The 16,988-nt window shown below is 62.1% G+C and carries 14 protein-coding genes; 9 read left to right on the forward strand and 5 right to left on the reverse strand.

The window, feature by feature from the left end; translation table 11 throughout:
* Positions 1-165: 165 nt before the first annotated feature.
* Together J3P86_RS25810 and glnK are read right to left on the reverse strand one after the other, a co-directional pair.
* Complete coding sequence (locus J3P86_RS25810) at positions 166-1,500, reverse strand: ammonium transporter (protein WP_434699115.1); 1,335 nt, start codon at positions 1,498-1,500, stop codon at positions 166-168.
* Between the two features lie 34 nt (positions 1,501-1,534).
* Positions 1,535-1,873 carry a P-II family nitrogen regulator gene (gene glnK / locus J3P86_RS25815; RefSeq protein WP_002555808.1) on the reverse strand — a complete coding sequence of 113 codons (339 nt, stop codon included), beginning with the start codon at positions 1,871-1,873 and terminating at the stop codon, positions 1,535-1,537.
* Positions 1,874-2,288: 415 nt separating this feature from the next.
* Between glnK and J3P86_RS25820 the strand changes: the two genes are divergently transcribed.
* The 8 genes from J3P86_RS25820 to J3P86_RS25855 all read left to right on the forward strand — a co-directional run bounded on the left by J3P86_RS25820 (position 2,289) and on the right by J3P86_RS25855 (position 10,592).
* Entirely contained in the window at positions 2,289-2,549 is a 261-nt protein-coding gene (locus J3P86_RS25820; protein ID WP_434602221.1) for an accessory factor UbiK family protein, read from the forward strand.
* Between the two features lie 400 nt (positions 2,550-2,949).
* Positions 2,950-3,381, forward strand: a complete 432-nt coding sequence (locus tag J3P86_RS25825) for a hypothetical protein (protein WP_434627146.1) — start codon at positions 2,950-2,952, stop codon at positions 3,379-3,381.
* 103 nt (positions 3,382-3,484) lie between these two features.
* The gene (locus J3P86_RS25830; protein WP_434627144.1) at positions 3,485-4,264 is read left to right on the forward strand and encodes a hypothetical protein; all 780 of its coding nucleotides are present in this window, start codon (positions 3,485-3,487) and stop codon (positions 4,262-4,264) included.
* A 59-nt stretch (positions 4,265-4,323) separates the two neighbouring features.
* Positions 4,324-5,025 (forward strand): ABC transporter ATP-binding protein, encoded by a 702-nt coding sequence (locus tag J3P86_RS25835; RefSeq protein WP_434627142.1) that lies wholly within the window; start codon positions 4,324-4,326, stop codon positions 5,023-5,025.
* Entirely contained in the window at positions 5,018-6,220 is a 1,203-nt protein-coding gene (locus tag J3P86_RS25840; RefSeq protein ID WP_434699116.1) for an ABC transporter permease, read from the forward strand. The genes J3P86_RS25835 and J3P86_RS25840 overlap by 8 nt, the downstream gene beginning before the upstream one ends.
* Positions 6,213-7,691, forward strand: coding sequence for a TolC family protein (locus J3P86_RS25845; protein WP_434699117.1), 1,479 nt, complete (start codon positions 6,213-6,215; stop codon positions 7,689-7,691). Before J3P86_RS25840 ends, J3P86_RS25845 begins: the two co-directional genes overlap by 8 nt.
* The gene (locus J3P86_RS25850; protein WP_434699118.1) at positions 7,684-8,943 is read left to right on the forward strand and encodes an HlyD family secretion protein; all 1,260 of its coding nucleotides are present in this window, start codon (positions 7,684-7,686) and stop codon (positions 8,941-8,943) included. Before J3P86_RS25845 ends, J3P86_RS25850 begins: the two co-directional genes overlap by 8 nt.
* A gap of 155 nt (positions 8,944-9,098) precedes the next feature.
* Positions 9,099-10,592, forward strand: coding sequence for a YifB family Mg chelatase-like AAA ATPase (locus J3P86_RS25855; protein WP_434627134.1), 1,494 nt, complete (start codon positions 9,099-9,101; stop codon positions 10,590-10,592).
* Positions 10,593-10,597: 5 nt separating this feature from the next.
* Here J3P86_RS25855 and J3P86_RS25860 read toward each other — a convergent pair whose 3' ends face one another.
* The 3 genes from J3P86_RS25860 to J3P86_RS25870 all read right to left on the reverse strand — a co-directional run bounded on the left by J3P86_RS25860 (position 10,598) and on the right by J3P86_RS25870 (position 15,407).
* Positions 10,598-11,812: an aldose 1-epimerase family protein gene (locus J3P86_RS25860; protein ID WP_434627132.1), complete on the reverse strand. Its 1,215-nt coding sequence runs from the start codon at positions 11,810-11,812 to the stop codon at positions 10,598-10,600.
* 516 nt (positions 11,813-12,328) lie between these two features.
* Positions 12,329-14,305: a methyl-accepting chemotaxis protein gene (locus tag J3P86_RS25865; protein WP_434627130.1), complete on the reverse strand. Its 1,977-nt coding sequence runs from the start codon at positions 14,303-14,305 to the stop codon at positions 12,329-12,331.
* Between the two features lie 181 nt (positions 14,306-14,486).
* The gene (locus J3P86_RS25870; protein WP_434602237.1) at positions 14,487-15,407 is read right to left on the reverse strand and encodes a LysR substrate-binding domain-containing protein; all 921 of its coding nucleotides are present in this window, start codon (positions 15,405-15,407) and stop codon (positions 14,487-14,489) included.
* A gap of 158 nt (positions 15,408-15,565) precedes the next feature.
* On the opposite strand from J3P86_RS25870, the gene J3P86_RS25875 reads away from it, so the two are divergent.
* Positions 15,566-16,960 carry a NorM family multidrug efflux MATE transporter gene (locus J3P86_RS25875; RefSeq protein ID WP_434631580.1) on the forward strand — a complete coding sequence of 465 codons (1,395 nt, stop codon included), beginning with the start codon at positions 15,566-15,568 and terminating at the stop codon, positions 16,958-16,960.
* Positions 16,961-16,988 lie beyond the last annotated feature (28 nt).

Raw genomic sequence — 16,988 nt, forward strand, 5'->3', positions numbered from 1 at the left:
ACAAAGGGCCTAATATTCCTGCTTTCCTGTAAGTCTTTGGCGGTAGAAAAACCCGTGTCGCATACACAACAAAAGGCGTCGGAAAAACCAGCACGCCCTGTGAGCAATGACAAATTCCAGACAAAAAAATGCCCGGCGAACCGGGCATTTTTTATTGGAACGCGATTATAGGTTGTAACCACGTTCGTTGTGCTGGGCCAGGTCCAGGCCCACGGCCTCTTCTTCCTCGGAAACCCGCAGACCCATGACGGCGTCGAGGACCTTGAGGATGATGAAGGTGACAACCGCCGTGTAGATCACGGTAAAGCCTACGCCTTTGAACTGAATCCACACTTGCGCACCGATATCGGTCACGGTGCCGAAGCCGCCCAGGGCTGGTGCTGCGAACACACCGGTCAGGATGGCGCCGAGGATACCGCCGATGCCATGCACGCCAAAGGCGTCCAGGGAGTCGTCATAGCCGAGTTTGCGCTTGAGGGTGGTGGCGCAGAAGAAGCACACCACGCCCGCCGCCAGACCAATGACCAGGGCGCCCATCGGGCCCACGGTGCCGGCCGCCGGGGTGATTGCAACCAGGCCGGCCACGACGCCCGAGGCGATGCCCAGTGCGCTTGGCTTACCGTGGGTGATCCACTCGGCGAACATCCAGCCCAGCGCGGCGGCTGCGGTGGCGATCTGGGTGACCAGCATCGCCATGCCGGCGGTGCCGTTGGCCGCGACGGCGGAACCGGCGTTGAAACCGAACCAGCCCACCCACAACATGGCCGCGCCCATCAGGGTGTAACCCAGGTTGTGCGGTGCCATCGGCGTGGTCGGGAAGCCTTTGCGCTTGCCCAGCACCAGGCACGCCACCAGGCCTGCGATACCGGCGTTGATGTGCACCACGGTGCCACCGGCGAAGTCCAGTACACCCCAGTCCCACATCAGGCCGCCGTTGCCGGACCAGACCATGTGCGCAATCGGCGCATACACCAAGGTGAACCACACGCCCATGAAGATCAGCATGGCGGAGAACTTCATCCGCTCGGCGAACGCGCCGACGATCAGGGCCGGGGTGATGATCGCGAAGGTCATCTGGAAGGTAATGAAGACTGCTTCAGGGAACAACGCCGTCGGGCCGGTGATGCTGGCCGGGGTGACGCCCGCCAGGAACGCTTTGCCCAGGCCGCCGACGAAGGAGTTGAAGTTGACGACGCCCTGCTCCATGCCGGTAGTGTCGAACGCGATGCTGTAGCCATAGATGACCCACAACACGCTGATCAGACCGGTAATGGCGAAGCACTGCATCATCACGGAAAGAATGTTTTTCGACCGAACCATGCCGCCGTAGAACAACGCAAGGCCGGGAATGGTCATGAACAGAACAAGAATCGTGGCCGTCAGCATCCAGGCGGTGTCGCCGGAATTGAGGACTGGGGCTGCCGCTTCTTCTGCCATGGCCAGGCCAGGCATTACGAAGGACAACAGGGCTCCTAGCCCTGCGAATTTACGCAGAGTCATATTGTTTTCTCCTGGGGCGTTGGGGTTTGGCGGCTTAGATAGCGTCGGTATCGGTTTCGCCGGTACGGATGCGGATAGCCTGTTCCAGATTGACCACAAAGATCTTTCCGTCACCAATCTTGCCGGTGTTGGCGGCCTTGGTAATCGCCTCGATGACCCGATCAAGATCCTTGTCGTCGATGGCAACGTCGATCTTCACCTTGGGCAGGAAATCGACCACGTATTCCGCGCCGCGGTACAGCTCGGTGTGACCTTTCTGCCGACCGAAGCCTTTGACTTCAGTGACGGTAATGCCCTGCACGCCGATTTCGGACAGCGACTCGCGCACGTCGTCCAACTTGAACGGCTTGATGATGGCAGTGACTAGCTTCATGAAACTCTCTCCCGAATTGGTGGACTTGCCCCAGGAAAACAAACCCGACTCAAGTCTAAGCGCAGTGCCTGGCTTTGTAACGCGTCGTCGGCCCAAGTTGCCCGACTGGCGCCAGCTGACTACTCCTGACGAAACTCCCCGCTCCGCCTGCTGCACTGCATTCGTCACAGCGACTGCATCAGTGCATGGGTCATCAGCCACTAAGCAGAAAGCTTGCCATCTGTGCCCAACCCCCCGGATTTCAACCCCCTTGACCACCGCGCCCGCCCGGCACGCGCCACGAACCGGAGCGATACGCACAACAACGGTGCGGTGGCGCCCGGCACAGTGCGCGAAAAGCGTGCATCCGCGCCTGGCAAATTGACTATAGACCCTGCGTGATACACTGCCCGCCATCGTTTCCAGGACACCTGCCATGCTTGCCCCCAAAGATCTCCTCGACGCCCTGAGCGGCCACGCCTCCCGCCTCTTGAGTGGCGACACCCCCCTGCCCAAAAGCGAAATCGAAAGCCAGTTCAAGGCTTTATTGCAAAGCGGGTTCAGCAAGCTGGACCTGGTCAGCCGGGAAGAATTCGACAGCCAGATGGTGGTGCTGGCCCGAACTCGGGCGCGGTTGGAGAGCCTGGAGGCGAAGGTGGCGGAGTTGGAGGCGAGGCTGAATCCACCTGCGGAATAACGCGTATTTCTGAAGGCATTACCCAGGGCCGCGATTTTTGGTTTTTTACTTGCGGCCATCCCAATAGCGGGAAACTTCCTCTCGCCCTTTCTCTTCCGGATGAGTTCGGCGCATCAGCCGCGACGGCCATCTTCGCGAAAAATCCTACAAAAGCTTCCTAAATTCGTCGAATACGCGAACTTTATCCAAAATCCTGTTAAAGCTTCCCTGGCATTCGCCGCTAAATCTTCGTAATGGAATGCGCTAACGAGCTGGACTTTGCGCAAGTCGGACTTTCAACGAATGGGGTCGACGCGAAGTAACCGGAATGGATATGCAGCCAGCATCAAGGCTGTAAACCGGGCAAGGCGGACGGCTGTCCGTCGTGCGACATACGAACATGTCAAACAGGTAAAACGGCATGCAATTGAAAAAACGCAGCGTCGCGGCTTTGGCCGTCTGCTCCCTGCTCGTCGCTGGTGCGGCGCAAGCAGGTCCAACGATACGGGTTACCGTCAAGAACCTTGGCAGCGCGACGGTCAAGTATTCGTTCCAGGGCAACAACGAAGCCCTCACCCACGCGAATGCGACACCCAAGCCTGCGGATACGATCAATCCGCAGCAAGCCATCACTTTCGAAGTGCGAGACCAGCGCAACCCTGCGATTGCCACTGCGGTCGTCCGCTATGGCGCCGACGGCAAAACTTGCGTGTTCAGCACCTTCTACATCAACCCCAAGCTGCCTAAATGGACCAAGGACGCGCAGGCTACCGGCCGAGTCCGCTGCAATGCGACGATTACCGCAATAAACGCGTCCGATCACTCGTGGAACATTGAGTTCACGATCCAGTAAAAGCCGGCCAGGTTTGCCTTGGAGGGTAAATCCGAGGCAGTCCTGGCCTGATCGAATGCGGTGCACTTACAGCGCACCGCAGCTTAGAGATGGAGGCAAAACAATGGATGGTATCAACGGCGCACGCCTGCACTACGCAACGAACCTGAAAGCCACCGCAAGCCCGCTAGAGCCGACCGACAAGGTCGGCGCCAGCCCGAGGAGCGAGGTGCAACCCGGCGCCTTGAGCGGCAATACCACCACCCGACTCTCGCCGATGGCACAGCTGCTCAGCGACGCAGCAGCACGCGCTGCGGAGCGGGACGCCAGCAATGATCGTGCAGGCTTGGCGGACATTGCCCGGCGAGCCACGCAAGATTTCTTCATCCCCTATGTCGCGAAAAACAAGGAAATCCGCGACGCCGAAGTGCCGCCCTCGGACGATCCGCAGCGCCTGGATCAGGCACAGCAGGCAACGAACTTCCTCAACAAGAAAGGCGGCAACCCGTTCGCGAACCTTTCCATCGAGCAACTGACGCTGATCATCTATGACGACAGCGGTGACTTTACTCACAATGAACGCAGAGTGGCATGGGAAACCTATAGCGACGCGCACGGCGCCTGGACCTTCACAGTCACCAATAAGCTGATGGACGAGGATAAAACCCCGGAAACCATCAGGGATGTTCTCAATTACTACAAAAGCCTGCCCCCCATTCAGGAGTCTCTGATGCTCGGCGATTACGAAGCCGACTTTACTCAACAGATCAAGAGCGCCGAATTGGCCAAAGCGCGGAGGTTAAGTGGCAGCGACGACGGAATGCCCCCATGGCAATCGTTGCTTGAGCTGATGCTGGCGCAGCAGCAGAAAGACAAACCCGAAACGCCCGCGACAGACGCCTGAGCAGGCATCAACCGATGCCCCCTTTCCCCGAAAGGGGGCTCGCTCAGGATGGACAACGAATGCCTGAAAATCCCGCTCCCGAGCTGATCCGCGTACAAGGCATGAGCCATATCCATGGCATCGACGCGACCGCACGCGCCACCCTGCGCGATGTGTCGCTGACCATCAATGCAGGACAGAGCTGCGCCATTATCGGCGCCTCGGGATCCGGCAAAAGTACCCTGCTCGGCTTGATCGGCCTGCTTGACCAACCTTCGACCGGGCAGGTCTACCTGGCTGGCCGCGACATGACCCAGGCAAGCGCTGATGCTCGCGCGATGATGCGCAACCGACACATCGGCTTCGTCTTTCAGAGCTTCAACCTGCTGCCACGCCTGGACGCCCTGGACAATGTCGCGCTGGCGCTGCTCTACCGCGGCATATCTCGCCAGGCTGCCCAGGCAGCCGCGCGGCGCCAGCTATTGCAGCTCGGTCTGGGCGAACGCCTGCATCATCGCCCGGCACAGTTGTCCGGAGGCCAACGCCAGCGCGTGGCCATCGCGCGAGCGCTGGTGGGAGAGCCGGCCTTGCTGCTGGCCGACGAGCCCACCGGCAACCTCGACAGCCAGACCGCCAGCGAGGTCATCGAACTGCTGCTGGCGCTCAATCGGGAGCGGGGCGTCACCTTGATAGTCGTCACCCACGACCCGGACATCGCCAAGCGCATGCAGCGCTGCCTGCGGATCAGCGAGGGCCGCCTGTGGGAAATGCCTCATGACTGAGTCGACTCGCTACGGACCGTTGCCCTGGCAACTGCTGACCGAGGCCCTCGACAGCCTGCGCCGCCTGGGACGACGAGCCTTGCTGGCATTGCTGGGTATCGCGGTTGGCTGCGCGGCGGTAGTTGCGCTGCTGAACATTGGCCATAACGCCCAAGCCCGGAGCATGGAGGTATTCCAGGCGATGGGCAGCGACCTGCTGATCGCGGACGTGAAGCCGGCCTCGAACAAGGGAGTGCCGGGGCATGCCCCGACCAATCTCGATAACCAGGCCCTTCGCGAGGCGTTACCTGAGGTGCTGGCGGTCAGCGCCCTGAACTTGGCCTCAGTGCCGGCAAGCATGCATGGGCGACCGCTCAGCACCCTGCTGGCCGGGGTCGACCCGGAAATAGCCTCGGTGCTTGGCCTGCAGCCGGAGCAAGGACGATTCCTCAGCCGCTACGATGCCCAGAGCACCCATGCAGTGCTCGGCGCGACGTTGGCCGCTCAGCATGCCCCCGTCGCGCCGGGTGATACGTTGCAACTGGCCGGCTATCTGTTCCAGGTGGTCGGCGTACTCCACAGCCATGGTCAAAACCCCCTGCTGCCGCTGCCCATCGATGACAGCATCCTGGTGCCGATCGAGGGCATGCGCCGCCTCGTTTCCGCACCGCAAATCGGCACTGTGCTGGTGCGCAGCAACGAAGGCGCGGGCTCACAAACCCTAGCCCCGAAACTGCATGACTACCTGCTGACATCCTTGCCCGGTCGGGAGATCGACGTGCAGGTCCCGCAGCGGTTACTCGACGGTCTCGCCCAGCAATCGCAGTTGTTCTCCTGGTTGCTGGCAGGGTTGGGGGGAATTTCGCTCTTGGTCGGTGGCGTCGGCGTGATGAACATCATGTTGATGAACGTCGCCGAACGCCGCGGCGAAATCGGTGTGCGCATGGCACTGGGTGCTCGCCCGCGGGACATCGCCTGGCTGTTTCTGCTGGAGGCCATGGTGCTGACAGTCGCCGGAGCGTCCACCGGTGCTCTGCTCGGAGTGGCAACCGGCTGGTTGTTCGTCGTGCTGTCAGGCTGGATGGATTTCACGCTCTCGCCCCTTTCATTGCCGCTGGGCATGGGCGGTGCGCTGCTCACGGGGTTGCTCTTTGGCCTGAGCCCGGCGCTGTCCGCCGCGCGCCTGCAGCCCGTGCAGGCGCTGCGTGATGATTAAAGCCTGGGCGGTCGCCTTGCTGCTGACGCCGCCCAGTGGGGCGGTGCTGGCAGATACAGCGCTGTCACCGTCACAGGCGACTCGGCCGGGCACTCCCTCCGCGGCTGTCGCCAGCGCCTCGCTCAATGCCTACGGCATCGAGCTGACCCTCAGCGATGCGATCTACCTGGGACTGCGCGACAACCGCGCCATTCGCAGCGCTTACCTGGAACGGATCGGCCAGAAATTCGCTTTGCGCGTGGCCGAGGACCGCTTCAGCCCCAAGCTGTTCGTGCGCGGCAGTTACCTGTCCAGCCATAACCAGCTCGATCGCTATCGGCAAGGTGAAATCGCACCGGTTTCAACCCTGCTCACCCCTTACGGCACGCGCGTCGGCCTGGGCTGGACCTGGCGCCAGACCGATGCCGACAGGGCGGGACTGACACGCAATGACGGCGCCAATATCACGATCATCCAGCCGCTGCTGCGCGGCGCCGGCCGCGATGTCGCCACCGCCCCAGTACAACTGGCGCGCCTGAGCGAGCAGGTCAACCGCCTGGCGCTGAAAGACCGGGTGGCGCAGACGATCACCCGGATCATTACCGCCTACCGCACGCTCCTGCAGGCTCAGGAACAGCTGAACATCTCCAGCAACGCCTTGGCGCGGGCGCACCAACTGCTCGGCGTCAACCGGGCGATGATCGACGCCGGGCGCATGGCCGCGTTCGAGATCGTCCAGACCGAGGCCGAAGTCGCCAACCAGGAGCTGAGCCACGAAGACGCCCGCAACCAACTGGAAAACACTCGCCTGGCATTGTTGCAACTGCTTGCGCTGGACCTCGACACTCCAATCATTGCCAGCGAGGCCATGCAAGCCGCGCCCCTCGACATCGACACTGCGCAGGCCGTGCGCCAGGCCGAAGCATTGCAACCGACCTACCTCATCCAACTGATCGCCGGCCAGCAGGCCCGGATAAACAGGGTCGTGGCACGCAACGAGCGCCTATGGGACGTATCGCTGGTCGGCGGCGGCGGTCAGGTCCGTGATCGCAACAATCTCCACGGCAGCACCCGAAGCTGGGAGAACTACGTGGGCGTGCAGGTGGAGATTCCGATCGGCGACCTGAGCGCCCGCCAGGCTGAAGTCCAGGCCCGGGTCGACGTGGAGAACCAGCAGGTCCGCACGCAAGAGGCTCATCAGGAACTGCAGCGTGGCGTGACCAACGCAGTACGCGACATCGGCGCGCGCTGGCGACAGTATCAAATCGCCCGGCGCGCCGAGGAGCTGTCCCAGCGAAAGCTGGACATCGAGCAAGAAAAACTCACCGTGGGGCGTTCGAGCAACTTTCAGGTTCTCAGCTTCGAAAATGACCTGCGCATGGCGCAGAGTGCCCGATTGGCCGCACTCATCAGTTACCTCAACGCCCAGGCGGAACTGGATCAGACCTTGGGCACCACCCTGCAAAGCTGGGACATCGCGTTGAATGACTAACCCCATCACACTCAAGCCTGCATTGCTCTTTTTCGGATTGGGCGCGTTGATCATTATCGCGTTGCGCTGGCCGCCGGCGCCCGCAGGCACCCGCGCAACGACAAGCACAGCGCCTGACTGGGTGCATATCGAACCGCGATTGCTGGAAACCCGGCTGGGGCTGATCGGACGTATCCAGGCCGTCAACCAGGTTACCTTGACCGCCCCGTTTGATGGCTTGCTTGCCGAGGTGCGGGTACACGAAGGACAACGGGTCGAGAAAGGCCAGGTGCTGCTGACGCTGGACCCCGCGCAGTTGCAGATCCAGCTGCGCCAGGCCCAGGCGCAACTGCTCAAGGCACAGCGCGAGGCCCGCCGCTTGCAGCATTGGAGCAAAGGCTCCGAGGTCAGCAATGCCAGACGGGCTCTGAACAATGCCAGGCAGAGCCTGGCCGCCAGCGAAAGTAACCGGCGTGACACGCAAGCGTTGTTCGAACGTGGCATCGTCGCGAGGATGGAACTCGAAACGCTGGAGCAGCAGGTGCGCAGCGACCAGCAACAGCTCAGCGCGGCAATCGAGGAACTGGCCACGACACTGGCGTACGGCCAGGGCGAGGAACGCCATATCGCCGAGATGGAGCTGGCTAACGCGCAGGCGCATCACCAGGCTTTCGAAACGCTGCATGCCCGCCGAGAAGTGACGGCGCCAGTGAGCGGTTACGTCGTGCGACCTGTCATGCCGGGTGACGGCCAACCGGTAGCGGTGCAACCTGGCGTGGCCGTGAGCCGGGGCACGCCGTTGCTTGGCGTCATTGGCCTGGACCGTTTCCAAGCCCTTGCTCGCGTGGATGAAACCGACCTGTACCTGTTACGTGAAGGCATGCCAGTGCAAATCACGGGTGATGGATTCGCCGGTGAACTGAGCGGCCGCATACTGGCCATCGGAATCCAGAACGAGGCGGCTGACCAGCAGGACACAGGCGCGCGCTATAAGGTCCAGGTGTCAATTGATACGGCCGTCGCCGATTTCGACCCCCCGCTGCGGACCGGTATGAGCGCGCGTCTGGCAGTGATTCTGTACCGCGACGAACAGGGTATCGCCGTACCACCGCACGCCCTTCGCCGCGATGAGTCCGGTGCCACCTACGTGCTGTACCGGGCGACAGCACAAGCACGCCCCGAGCGCGTAATGGTCAGCCCACGCACAACCGTCGCGCAAGGAGTGGTCGTGCAGGGGCTTACGCCCGGGTTTGTCGAGGTGCCGGGTTCATGAAACCGCGGTGGAACCGGGCACGAGCGGCGCTGATTCAACTCTGGCGCAACATTCTGCCAACCTTTTGTCATCGATCGCCATAACCAAACGCTCCCTCACAACTAACCTTCAAGAACCGCAGGATGCGGTCCTCTCTACCACTCAAGGAACGATTCATGTCACTCGCCATCGTTCACAGCCGCGCCCAGGTCGGCGTCGAAGCACCCGCTGTCACCGTCGAAGTCCATCTGGCCAATGGCTTGCCGTCGCTGACCATGGTCGGCCTGCCGGAGGCGGCGGTGAAGGAAAGCAAGGATCGGGTGCGCAGTGCGATCATCAACTCGGGGCTCAGCTTTCCGGCACGGCGCATCACCCTGAACCTGGCGCCGGCGGACCTGCCCAAGGACGGCGGGCGGTTCGACCTGGCGATTGCCCTTGGCATCCTGTCGGCCAGCGTGCAGGTGCCGACGCTGATGCTGGACGACGTCGAATGCCTCGGCGAGCTGGCGTTGTCCGGGGCGGTACGACCGGTACGCGGGGTGTTGCCCGCGGCGCTGGCGGCACGCAAGGCTGGACGCATGCTCGTGGTGCCTTGGGCGAATGCCGAGGAGGCCTGCCTGGCGTCGGGACTGAAAGTGATCGCGGTGAATCACCTGCTCGAAGCGGTGGCGCATTTTAATGGCCATACCCCGGTCGAACCTTTTGTTTCCAACGGGCTGCTCTCGGCCAGCAAGCCCTACCCCGACCTCAGTGAAGTCCAGGGCCAGGCCGGGGCCAAGCGCGCGTTGCTGATCGCGGCAGCGGGAGCCCATAACCTGTTGTTCAGCGGCCCGCCTGGCACCGGCAAGACGTTGCTGGCGAGCCGCTTGCCGGGGTTACTGCCGCCCTTGGCCGAAAGCGAGGCCCTGGAAGTCGCGGCGATCCAGTCGGTCGCCAGTTGCGTGCCGTTGAGCCATTGGCCGCAGCGTCCGTTCCGTCAGCCGCATCATTCGGCGTCCGGCCCGGCGCTGGTGGGCGGTGGGTCCAAGCCGCAACCGGGAGAAATCACCCTTGCTCATCATGGCGTGCTGTTTCTGGATGAGTTGCCGGAATTCGACCGCAAGGTGTTGGAAGTGCTGAGAGAACCGTTGGAGTCGGGGCACATCGTGATATCCCGCGCCCGGGACCGGGTGCGCTTTCCGGCGCGCTTCCAGCTGGTGGCGGCGATGAATCCCTGCCCGTGTGGCTATCTCGGCGAGCCCAGCGGTCGTTGCTCCTGCACACCGGACATGGTGCAGCGTTACCGCAACAAACTGTCCGGCCCGCTGCTCGACCGGATCGACTTGCACCTGACCGTGGCCCGGGAAGCCACCGCACTGAACCCCAAGAGCGAACCGGGGGACGACACCGCCACCGCCGCCGAACGGGTGGCCGATGCCCGTGAACGCCAGCAAGCACGCCAAGGCTGTGCCAATGCGTTCCTGGATCTGCCGGGCCTGCGCCGGCACTGCAAACTGTCCACGACCGACGAAGCCTGGCTGGAAACCGCTTGCGAACGGCTGACCCTGTCGCTGCGAGCCGCCCATCGCCTGCTCAAGGTCGCCCGGACGTTGGCCGACCTTGAGCAAGCGGAGCGAATCAGCCGCGAACATCTGGCCGAAGCCCTGCAGTATCGCCCCGCCTCGGTTTGAACCGCTTACGGCTTGCTCAGGTCCACCAGCGGGGCATCGCGCACCTCGGTTTTCCGATCACCCTGGATGTCATCAATGCGCTTGAGCGCCTTGTCTACGGCAGCCTTGTCCGCCAACAGGCTGTAATGGATCTGGAACTGCTTACGCTCTTTCGGCGCGATGGTCGGCACCAGGCCCAGTGGTCGCTGATATCGACGGTTGTAGGAGAAACTGGTGCCCGGCTCCAGGCCGGTCACGTAGCCCTGGCCTTGGGTATCGGTGTTTTTCCACAGGGAAAATACCGGCAGCGTCCCGGTGTTGAAGCCCACCGACACGCCGAGGCTACCGGCCTTGTTGTGCAACACGGTCAGCGTATCGCCCTTGGCGTCGGCATACGGCACGACGTTGTAGACGGTTTCGTCGTAGTCCCTGGTTGGGGCGCGATAGGTTTGCCAGCCTTTCAGGTCGCCCTTGGCCTTGTCGTTGAACGGCGACACCTGTTTGACCGGTGCTGCGAAGCGCGCATCCTGCTCCAGGAACGGCGTACTGAAGTTGCTGTGATAGAGCGCCTGGTATTCCTTCGGATAGTCGCCATTGTTGGTCAGCGTGTCGCTGAGCGCGAAGGTCACGCTGCCGGGTTCGGTGACCAGTTCGGTCTGCACCGAAAAGTCGACTTTCTTGAACGCCTGCTCCTTCAACTCGCCTCGCAGGGTAATCGCGTAGGGCGGTTTTTCATCGATGTGCAGGGTGACTTTGTTCGCCGGGATATTGGCCGCGCGGCCGTGCAAAGTCAGCAGCTCGCCATTGTCCATGCCCGGATGACCGACCCACTCGTAGCCGCAGCGGGTGACCAGCTCGTTGAACCCTTCCAGCCAGCCCAAGCCGCCCCGGCCATTGAGCTCGATGAATGCCGGATTGACCACTTCCTTGACCGGCGAATCCCACCCCATACGGACATCGCCGACCGAGGCCTGCAGCACATTCATGCCGCGGGTCGGGACGACCGAGAGTTTCATCGTGCCGTTGTCGATATCGACGATGCTGACGCCTTCCTGGCGACCGCCGTGCAGGGTGCGCATCGTCACGGAAAACGGTTTGTCGGTCTTCACACCGAGCTGCTGACTGGTGATTTGCCAGGGCTGTGCGGCCTTGTCGGTATCGAGCAGGACATAATCCCAGGCCATGGCGTGGGAGGCAGCACCGAGGGCGCTGAGGGCAACGAGGAGTTTGAGCGGAGTCATGGAAACGACCTTTTATTGGAGTTGTGCGGTTTTTATAGACTTGAAGAAACGTTTCAGCAAGCCGAAAAACAGCAATCAACCGCAAAAAGGAGCATGCCTACAGAATCAGGCAGTTTTTTGTGGGAGCGAGCATGCTCGCGAAAGCGGTGAGTCAGTAGATAGAGATGTGGCAGGAAGGCCGCCTTCGCGAGCAGGCTCGCTCCCACATTGGTTTCGGGTAAGGCGTGAGAAATGGGGCCGCCACAGTTCTCCTGTGGGAGCGAGCCTGCTCGCGAAAGCGGTGAGTCAGTAGATAGAGATGTGGCAGGAAGCTGCCTTCGCGAGCAGGCTCGCTCCCACATTGGTTTTGGATAGGGCGTGAGAATTGGGGCCGCCACAGTTCTTCTGTGGGAGCGAGCCTGCTCGCGAAAGCGGTGGGTCAGTTGATAGAGATGTGGCTGGTCAGCCGTCATCGCGAGCAAGCTCGCCCCCACAGTAATCTGGGTGAGCTTGCTCGTGATGTTGCCGCAGGAAGCCTCAGCGGAACCGATCAACCTCTTTGCGCAGGTCCTGCGCCAGTTTTTCCAGTTCTTTGGCGGTGATCGCCAGGTTCGAAACTACTTCGCGTTGTTCGCTGTTGGCCATCGCGATGCTTTGCAGGTTGCTGCTGAGCAAGGTCGCGGTGCTGCTCTGCTCCTGGGTGGCCGTGGTGATCGCTGCAAACTGCTGGCCGGCCGAGCGGCTTTGCTCGTCGATGCGCGCCAGGGCCGAGGCGACATTGGCGTTGCGCGACAAGCCTTCCTGCATGAGCAGGTTGCCCTTCTCCATCGTACTGATGGCATTGCCGGTTTCCTGCTGGATGCTGTTGATCATGCCAGAGATTTCGTCAGTGGCCTGGCGGGTACGCGACGCCAGGCTACGGACCTCGTCGGCCACCACGGCAAAACCACGGCCCTGTTCACCCGCGCGCGCGGCTTCGATGGCAGCGTTCAAGGCCAGCAGGTTGGTTTGCTCGGCAATCGAGGTGATCACGCCGACGATGCCGCCAATTTCCTGGGAGCGCTGACCCAAGGTGTTGATGACCGTGGCCGTGCTGTTCAACGCGCCAGCAATCTGTTCCAGCGATGACGAAGCTTCGTCCATCGAGGTACGGCCGATGCGGGTCTGCTGGGCGTTGTCCTGGGCCAGACGCTCGGTATTGCCCATGTTATCGGCGATGTTCAACGAGGTGGCGCTGAACTCTTCCACTGCGCCCGCCATGCTGGTGATTTCGCCGGACTGCTGCTCCATCCCTTCATACGCACCGCTGGACAATCCGGACAACGCCTGGGCACGACTGTTGACCTCCTGCGAGGCCTTGCGGATATGCTCGACCATGGTCGACAAGGCTTGGCTCATCTGGTTGAAGGCACGGGCCAGTTGGCCAATTTCATCGTGGCTGGATACGTTCAGACGCACGCTCAGGTCGCCGGCGCCCAGCGCTTCGGCCTGACGTACGAGGTCGCCCAAGGGCGCCAGTTTGCTACGCAACAGCCACACTGCAGCACCGACCGCCAGCAACATTGCCAGCAGGCTGCCAATGGCCAGTTGCGTACCGACGTTCCAGGTTACTGCGTTGATTTCGGTTTTCGGCATGCTCGCCACCACCGCCCACGGCCCGCCCTCGAACGGCACGGCGACGCTGTAGAATTCTTCTGCGGTGTCTTCCCAGAACGCACCTTTGCCCGGCTTCTTGATCAGACCGGTGATAGCCGCGGTGGCGTTGTCCAGCGCCTGCACACCCGCTGGCGGTACCAACCATTTGTTCTGTTCGTCCAACAGCGCCAGGGAACCGGTCTGGCCGATGCGGAAGCGCTTGAGGTTGTCGAATTGCGCATTCTGCGCATCGGTGTAATCGAATCCTACGTACAACACGGCAATGATCTTGCCGCTGCCGTCGCGAACGGGCGTGTATTGCGACATGTAGAAACGACCGAAGAGCAAGGCCCGGCCGATGTAGCTCTGCCCGCTGATCACCGGGCCGTACGCCGGGCCGGCGCGGTCGAGTACGGTGCCGATGGCCCGCGTACCGTCCTGCTTGCTCACCGAAGTACTGACACGGATGAAGTCGTCGCCGCTACGCACGAATATAGTCGCTACGCCGGCGGTCATCGCCTTGAACTCGTCCACTTCCTTGAAGTTGTTGTTCAACACTTCGCTGCCCAGGCTCAAGCCTGGCGTCTGCACGCCCGCCACTGTCACCGGCTGGTCCGGATGCACGCTCAGGCCCGCGCTGAAGCGCTTTTCGAACAGGCCAGCCAAGCGCTGGGTGCTCTCGCGCAAGGTGCTGTGGAAGGTATTGAGCTGGTCGGCCATCAGGCGCGCTTCGCTGGCCAGGTGCTCCTCACGAGTGGAAAGGTTGGCGGCGTCCAGTGAACGCAAGGCGAAGACGGTACTGCCGGAAATCACGACCGCCAGTATCACGGCAAGGGCAAGGCCTAGCTGTGAGGCGATCCGGGCGCGGGGTTGAGACATGACGGCTCCTGGCCGAGAGACTGGATCATCCTGATCACGTCGCACGCTCGGCATTCATTTTTTTGAGGTGTGGGCCCTTTCTGTACGAAGGTTCTATGTTCACGGATTCGGCCGCAAAATCGAATACTTGAGCGCTTTGGAAGGAATAAAGCCAAATCGCCAGCGGGGCCTGTTTGTCCCTTCAGGCCAGGCGTTTCACGTCGGGCAGTTGCATGGCGCTTACCTCGCCCTGGAGAAAATCGCTGAGCCTGCGCAAACGTTCACCTCCAGGCCGGGTCTTCGGCCAGACGAGGTAATAGTGCTCGCCGCTGGCAACAGCCGTAGGCCACGGCAGACTCAAGCGTCCCTGGGCAACGTCCTCGGCGACCATCAACAAATCGCCCATGGACACACCATAGCCCCGCGCCGCAGCGATCATGCCCAGTTCCAGCGTATCGAATACCTGGCCGCCCTTGAGCGAGACCTTGTCCGCCAGCCCCATGCGCTGCAACCAGTTGCGCCAGTCCCGGCGATCCGGCGTGGGGTGCAGCAGCTCCGCGCTGGCCAGCCGCGCCACGTCCCAGGGTTGGTCGTTGAGCAGAGTCGGTGCGCCGACCGGAATCAGCTCCTCGGGAAACAGCAGACTGGCCTCCCAGTCCGCCGGAAAGTGCCCGTTGCCCAGCAGAACCGCGCAGTCGAACGGCTCGGTGTTGAAGTCCACCGAGTCGACGTCCATCCAGGCGCTGGTCAATTGCACTTCGTTGCCGGGTTGCAGATGCCGAAAGCGGCTCAGGCGCGCCAGCAACCAACGCATGGTCAGGGTCGACGGAGCCTTCATGCGCAAAATTCCGTCCTCGCCGTGCAAGGTATGGCAAGCACGCTCCAGCGCCATGAAACCCTCCCGCACGCCCGGCAGCAGCAGGCGTGCCGCCTCGGTCAGTTGCAGGTTGCGGCCGCTGCGCTGAAACAGCCGACAGGCGAAGTGTTCCTCAAGCGTGCGAATGTGCCGGCTGACCGCGCTCTGGGTAATCGACAGTTCTTCAGCGGCCCGGGTAAACGAGCTGTATCGCGCCGCCGCTTCGAATGCCCGCAACGCATAAAGAGGAGGGAGGCGACGAGACATCGGAAAGGCTCCTGTGGCTTTTTTCGAACCCTATCAGAAGATTCGCCCAGCATGAGTTTTAATCATGCCAGCAATCGGATTTATCCTTTTGTGCAAACCACCGCAAGCGCCGAGAATCGACGTCTTACTGCCTTGTTTGAACATGGAGCGTGATGATCATGCGGCATCCGGTGCGTATCGAACTCTGGGCCATCCTGCGGCTGGCGGGGCCGTTGATTGCTTCGCAGTTGGCGCACATGCTGATGGTGCTGACCGACACCTTGATGATGGCGCGCCTGAGTCCCGAAGCCCTGGCCGGTGGTGGTCTGGGGGCGGCGAGTTACTCGTTCGTGTCGATTTTCTGCATCGGCGTGATCGCTGCCGTCGGTACGCTGGTTGCGATCCGCCAGGGCGCTGGCGATATTGAAGGCGCCACCCGGCTGACCCAGGCCGGGTTATGGCTGGCCTGGTTGATGGCGCTGGTGGCCGGGTTGCTGTTGTGGAACCTCAAGCCGGTGCTGCTGTTGTTCGGCCAGACTGAAACCAACGTCCTCGCCGCCGGCCAGTTCCTGCTGGTGCTGCCGTTCGCCCTGCCCGGCTACCTGAGTTTCATGGCCCTGCGTGGATTTACCAGCGCGATCGGCCGGGCCACTCCGGTCATGGTGATCAGCCTCGGCGGCACGGTGGCCAACTTCCTGCTCAACTACGCGCTCATCACCGGCATGTTCGGCTTGCCGAAGCTCGGCCTGATGGGGATCGGCCTGGTGACGGCGATTGTTGCCAACTGCATGGCCCTGGTGCTTGCCTGGCACATCCACCGGCACCCGGCCTACCGCGCCTATCCATTGCTTGAAGGCCTGTCGCGGCCCAATCGTCAATACCTCAAGGAACTGTGGCGCCTTGGCCTGCCGATTGGTGGTACCTACGCCGTGGAAGTCGGGCTGTTCGCGTTCGCCGCGCTGTGCATGGGCACCATGGGCAGCACGCCGTTGGCTGCGCACCAGATCGCTCTGCAAATCGTCTCGGTGGCATTCATGGTTCCAGCGGGCATGTCGTACGCGATCACCATGCGCATCGGCCAGCATTACGGCGCCGGGCAACTGCTCATGGCACGCCTGGCCGGACGGGTCGGGATCGGCTTTGGGGCAGCGGCGATGCTGGCCTTCGCCATGGTGTTCTGGCTGCTGCCCAATCAACTGATCGGTTTGTTCCTGGATCACAATGACCCGGCGTTCCGCCCGGTGATCGACCTGGCTGTGAGCCTGCTGGCCGTGGCGGCGTGGTTCGAGCTGTTCGACGGTACGCAAACCATTGCCATGGGCTGTATCCGAGGCCTGAAGGACGCCAAGACCACCTTCCTGGTAGGCCTGGGTTGCTACTGGCTGATTGGCGCGCCCGCTGCCTGGTGGATGGCCTTTCATTTGAACTGGGGGCCGACTGGTGTCTGGTGGGGCCTGGCCCTGGGGCTGGCGTGCGCGGCGGTGAGCCTGACGTGGGCATTCGAGTGGAAGATGAAGCGGATGATTCGCAGCGAGCCGGAGCAGCGGAATTTCGAAGCGATCCAGGCGAAGTGAAAATACATCCCCTGTGGGAGCGAGCCTG

This window comes from Pseudomonas sp. D1-1 (genome assembly GCF_051132225.1).
Lineage (GTDB): Bacteria > Pseudomonadota > Gammaproteobacteria > Pseudomonadales > Pseudomonadaceae > Aquipseudomonas.

Excerpts from the sequence above, each read along its gene's own strand:
- J3P86_RS25840 (WP_434699116.1), top strand. The coding sequence starts at position 5,018 with ATGACTGAGTCGACTCGCTACGGACCGTTGCCCTGGCAACTGCTGACC.
- J3P86_RS25855 (WP_434627134.1), top strand. The coding sequence starts at position 9,099 with ATGTCACTCGCCATCGTTCACAGCCGCGCCCAGGTCGGCGTCGAAGCA.
- glnK (WP_002555808.1), bottom strand. The coding sequence starts at position 1,873 with ATGAAGCTAGTCACTGCCATCATCAAGCCGTTCAAGTTGGACGACGTG.
- J3P86_RS25845 (WP_434699117.1), top strand. The coding sequence starts at position 6,213 with ATGATTAAAGCCTGGGCGGTCGCCTTGCTGCTGACGCCGCCCAGTGGG.
- J3P86_RS25875 (WP_434631580.1), top strand. The coding sequence starts at position 15,566 with ATGCGGCATCCGGTGCGTATCGAACTCTGGGCCATCCTGCGGCTGGCG.
- J3P86_RS25820 (WP_434602221.1), top strand. The coding sequence starts at position 2,289 with ATGCTTGCCCCCAAAGATCTCCTCGACGCCCTGAGCGGCCACGCCTCC.
- J3P86_RS25810 (WP_434699115.1), bottom strand. The coding sequence starts at position 1,500 with ATGACTCTGCGTAAATTCGCAGGGCTAGGAGCCCTGTTGTCCTTCGTA.
- J3P86_RS25865 (WP_434627130.1), bottom strand. The coding sequence starts at position 14,305 with ATGTCTCAACCCCGCGCCCGGATCGCCTCACAGCTAGGCCTTGCCCTT.
- J3P86_RS25830 (WP_434627144.1), top strand. The coding sequence starts at position 3,485 with ATGGATGGTATCAACGGCGCACGCCTGCACTACGCAACGAACCTGAAA.
- J3P86_RS25870 (WP_434602237.1), bottom strand. The coding sequence starts at position 15,407 with ATGTCTCGTCGCCTCCCTCCTCTTTATGCGTTGCGGGCATTCGAAGCG.
- J3P86_RS25825 (WP_434627146.1), top strand. The coding sequence starts at position 2,950 with ATGCAATTGAAAAAACGCAGCGTCGCGGCTTTGGCCGTCTGCTCCCTG.
- J3P86_RS25850 (WP_434699118.1), top strand. The coding sequence starts at position 7,684 with ATGACTAACCCCATCACACTCAAGCCTGCATTGCTCTTTTTCGGATTG.
- J3P86_RS25860 (WP_434627132.1), bottom strand. The coding sequence starts at position 11,812 with ATGACTCCGCTCAAACTCCTCGTTGCCCTCAGCGCCCTCGGTGCTGCC.
- J3P86_RS25835 (WP_434627142.1), top strand. The coding sequence starts at position 4,324 with ATGCCTGAAAATCCCGCTCCCGAGCTGATCCGCGTACAAGGCATGAGC.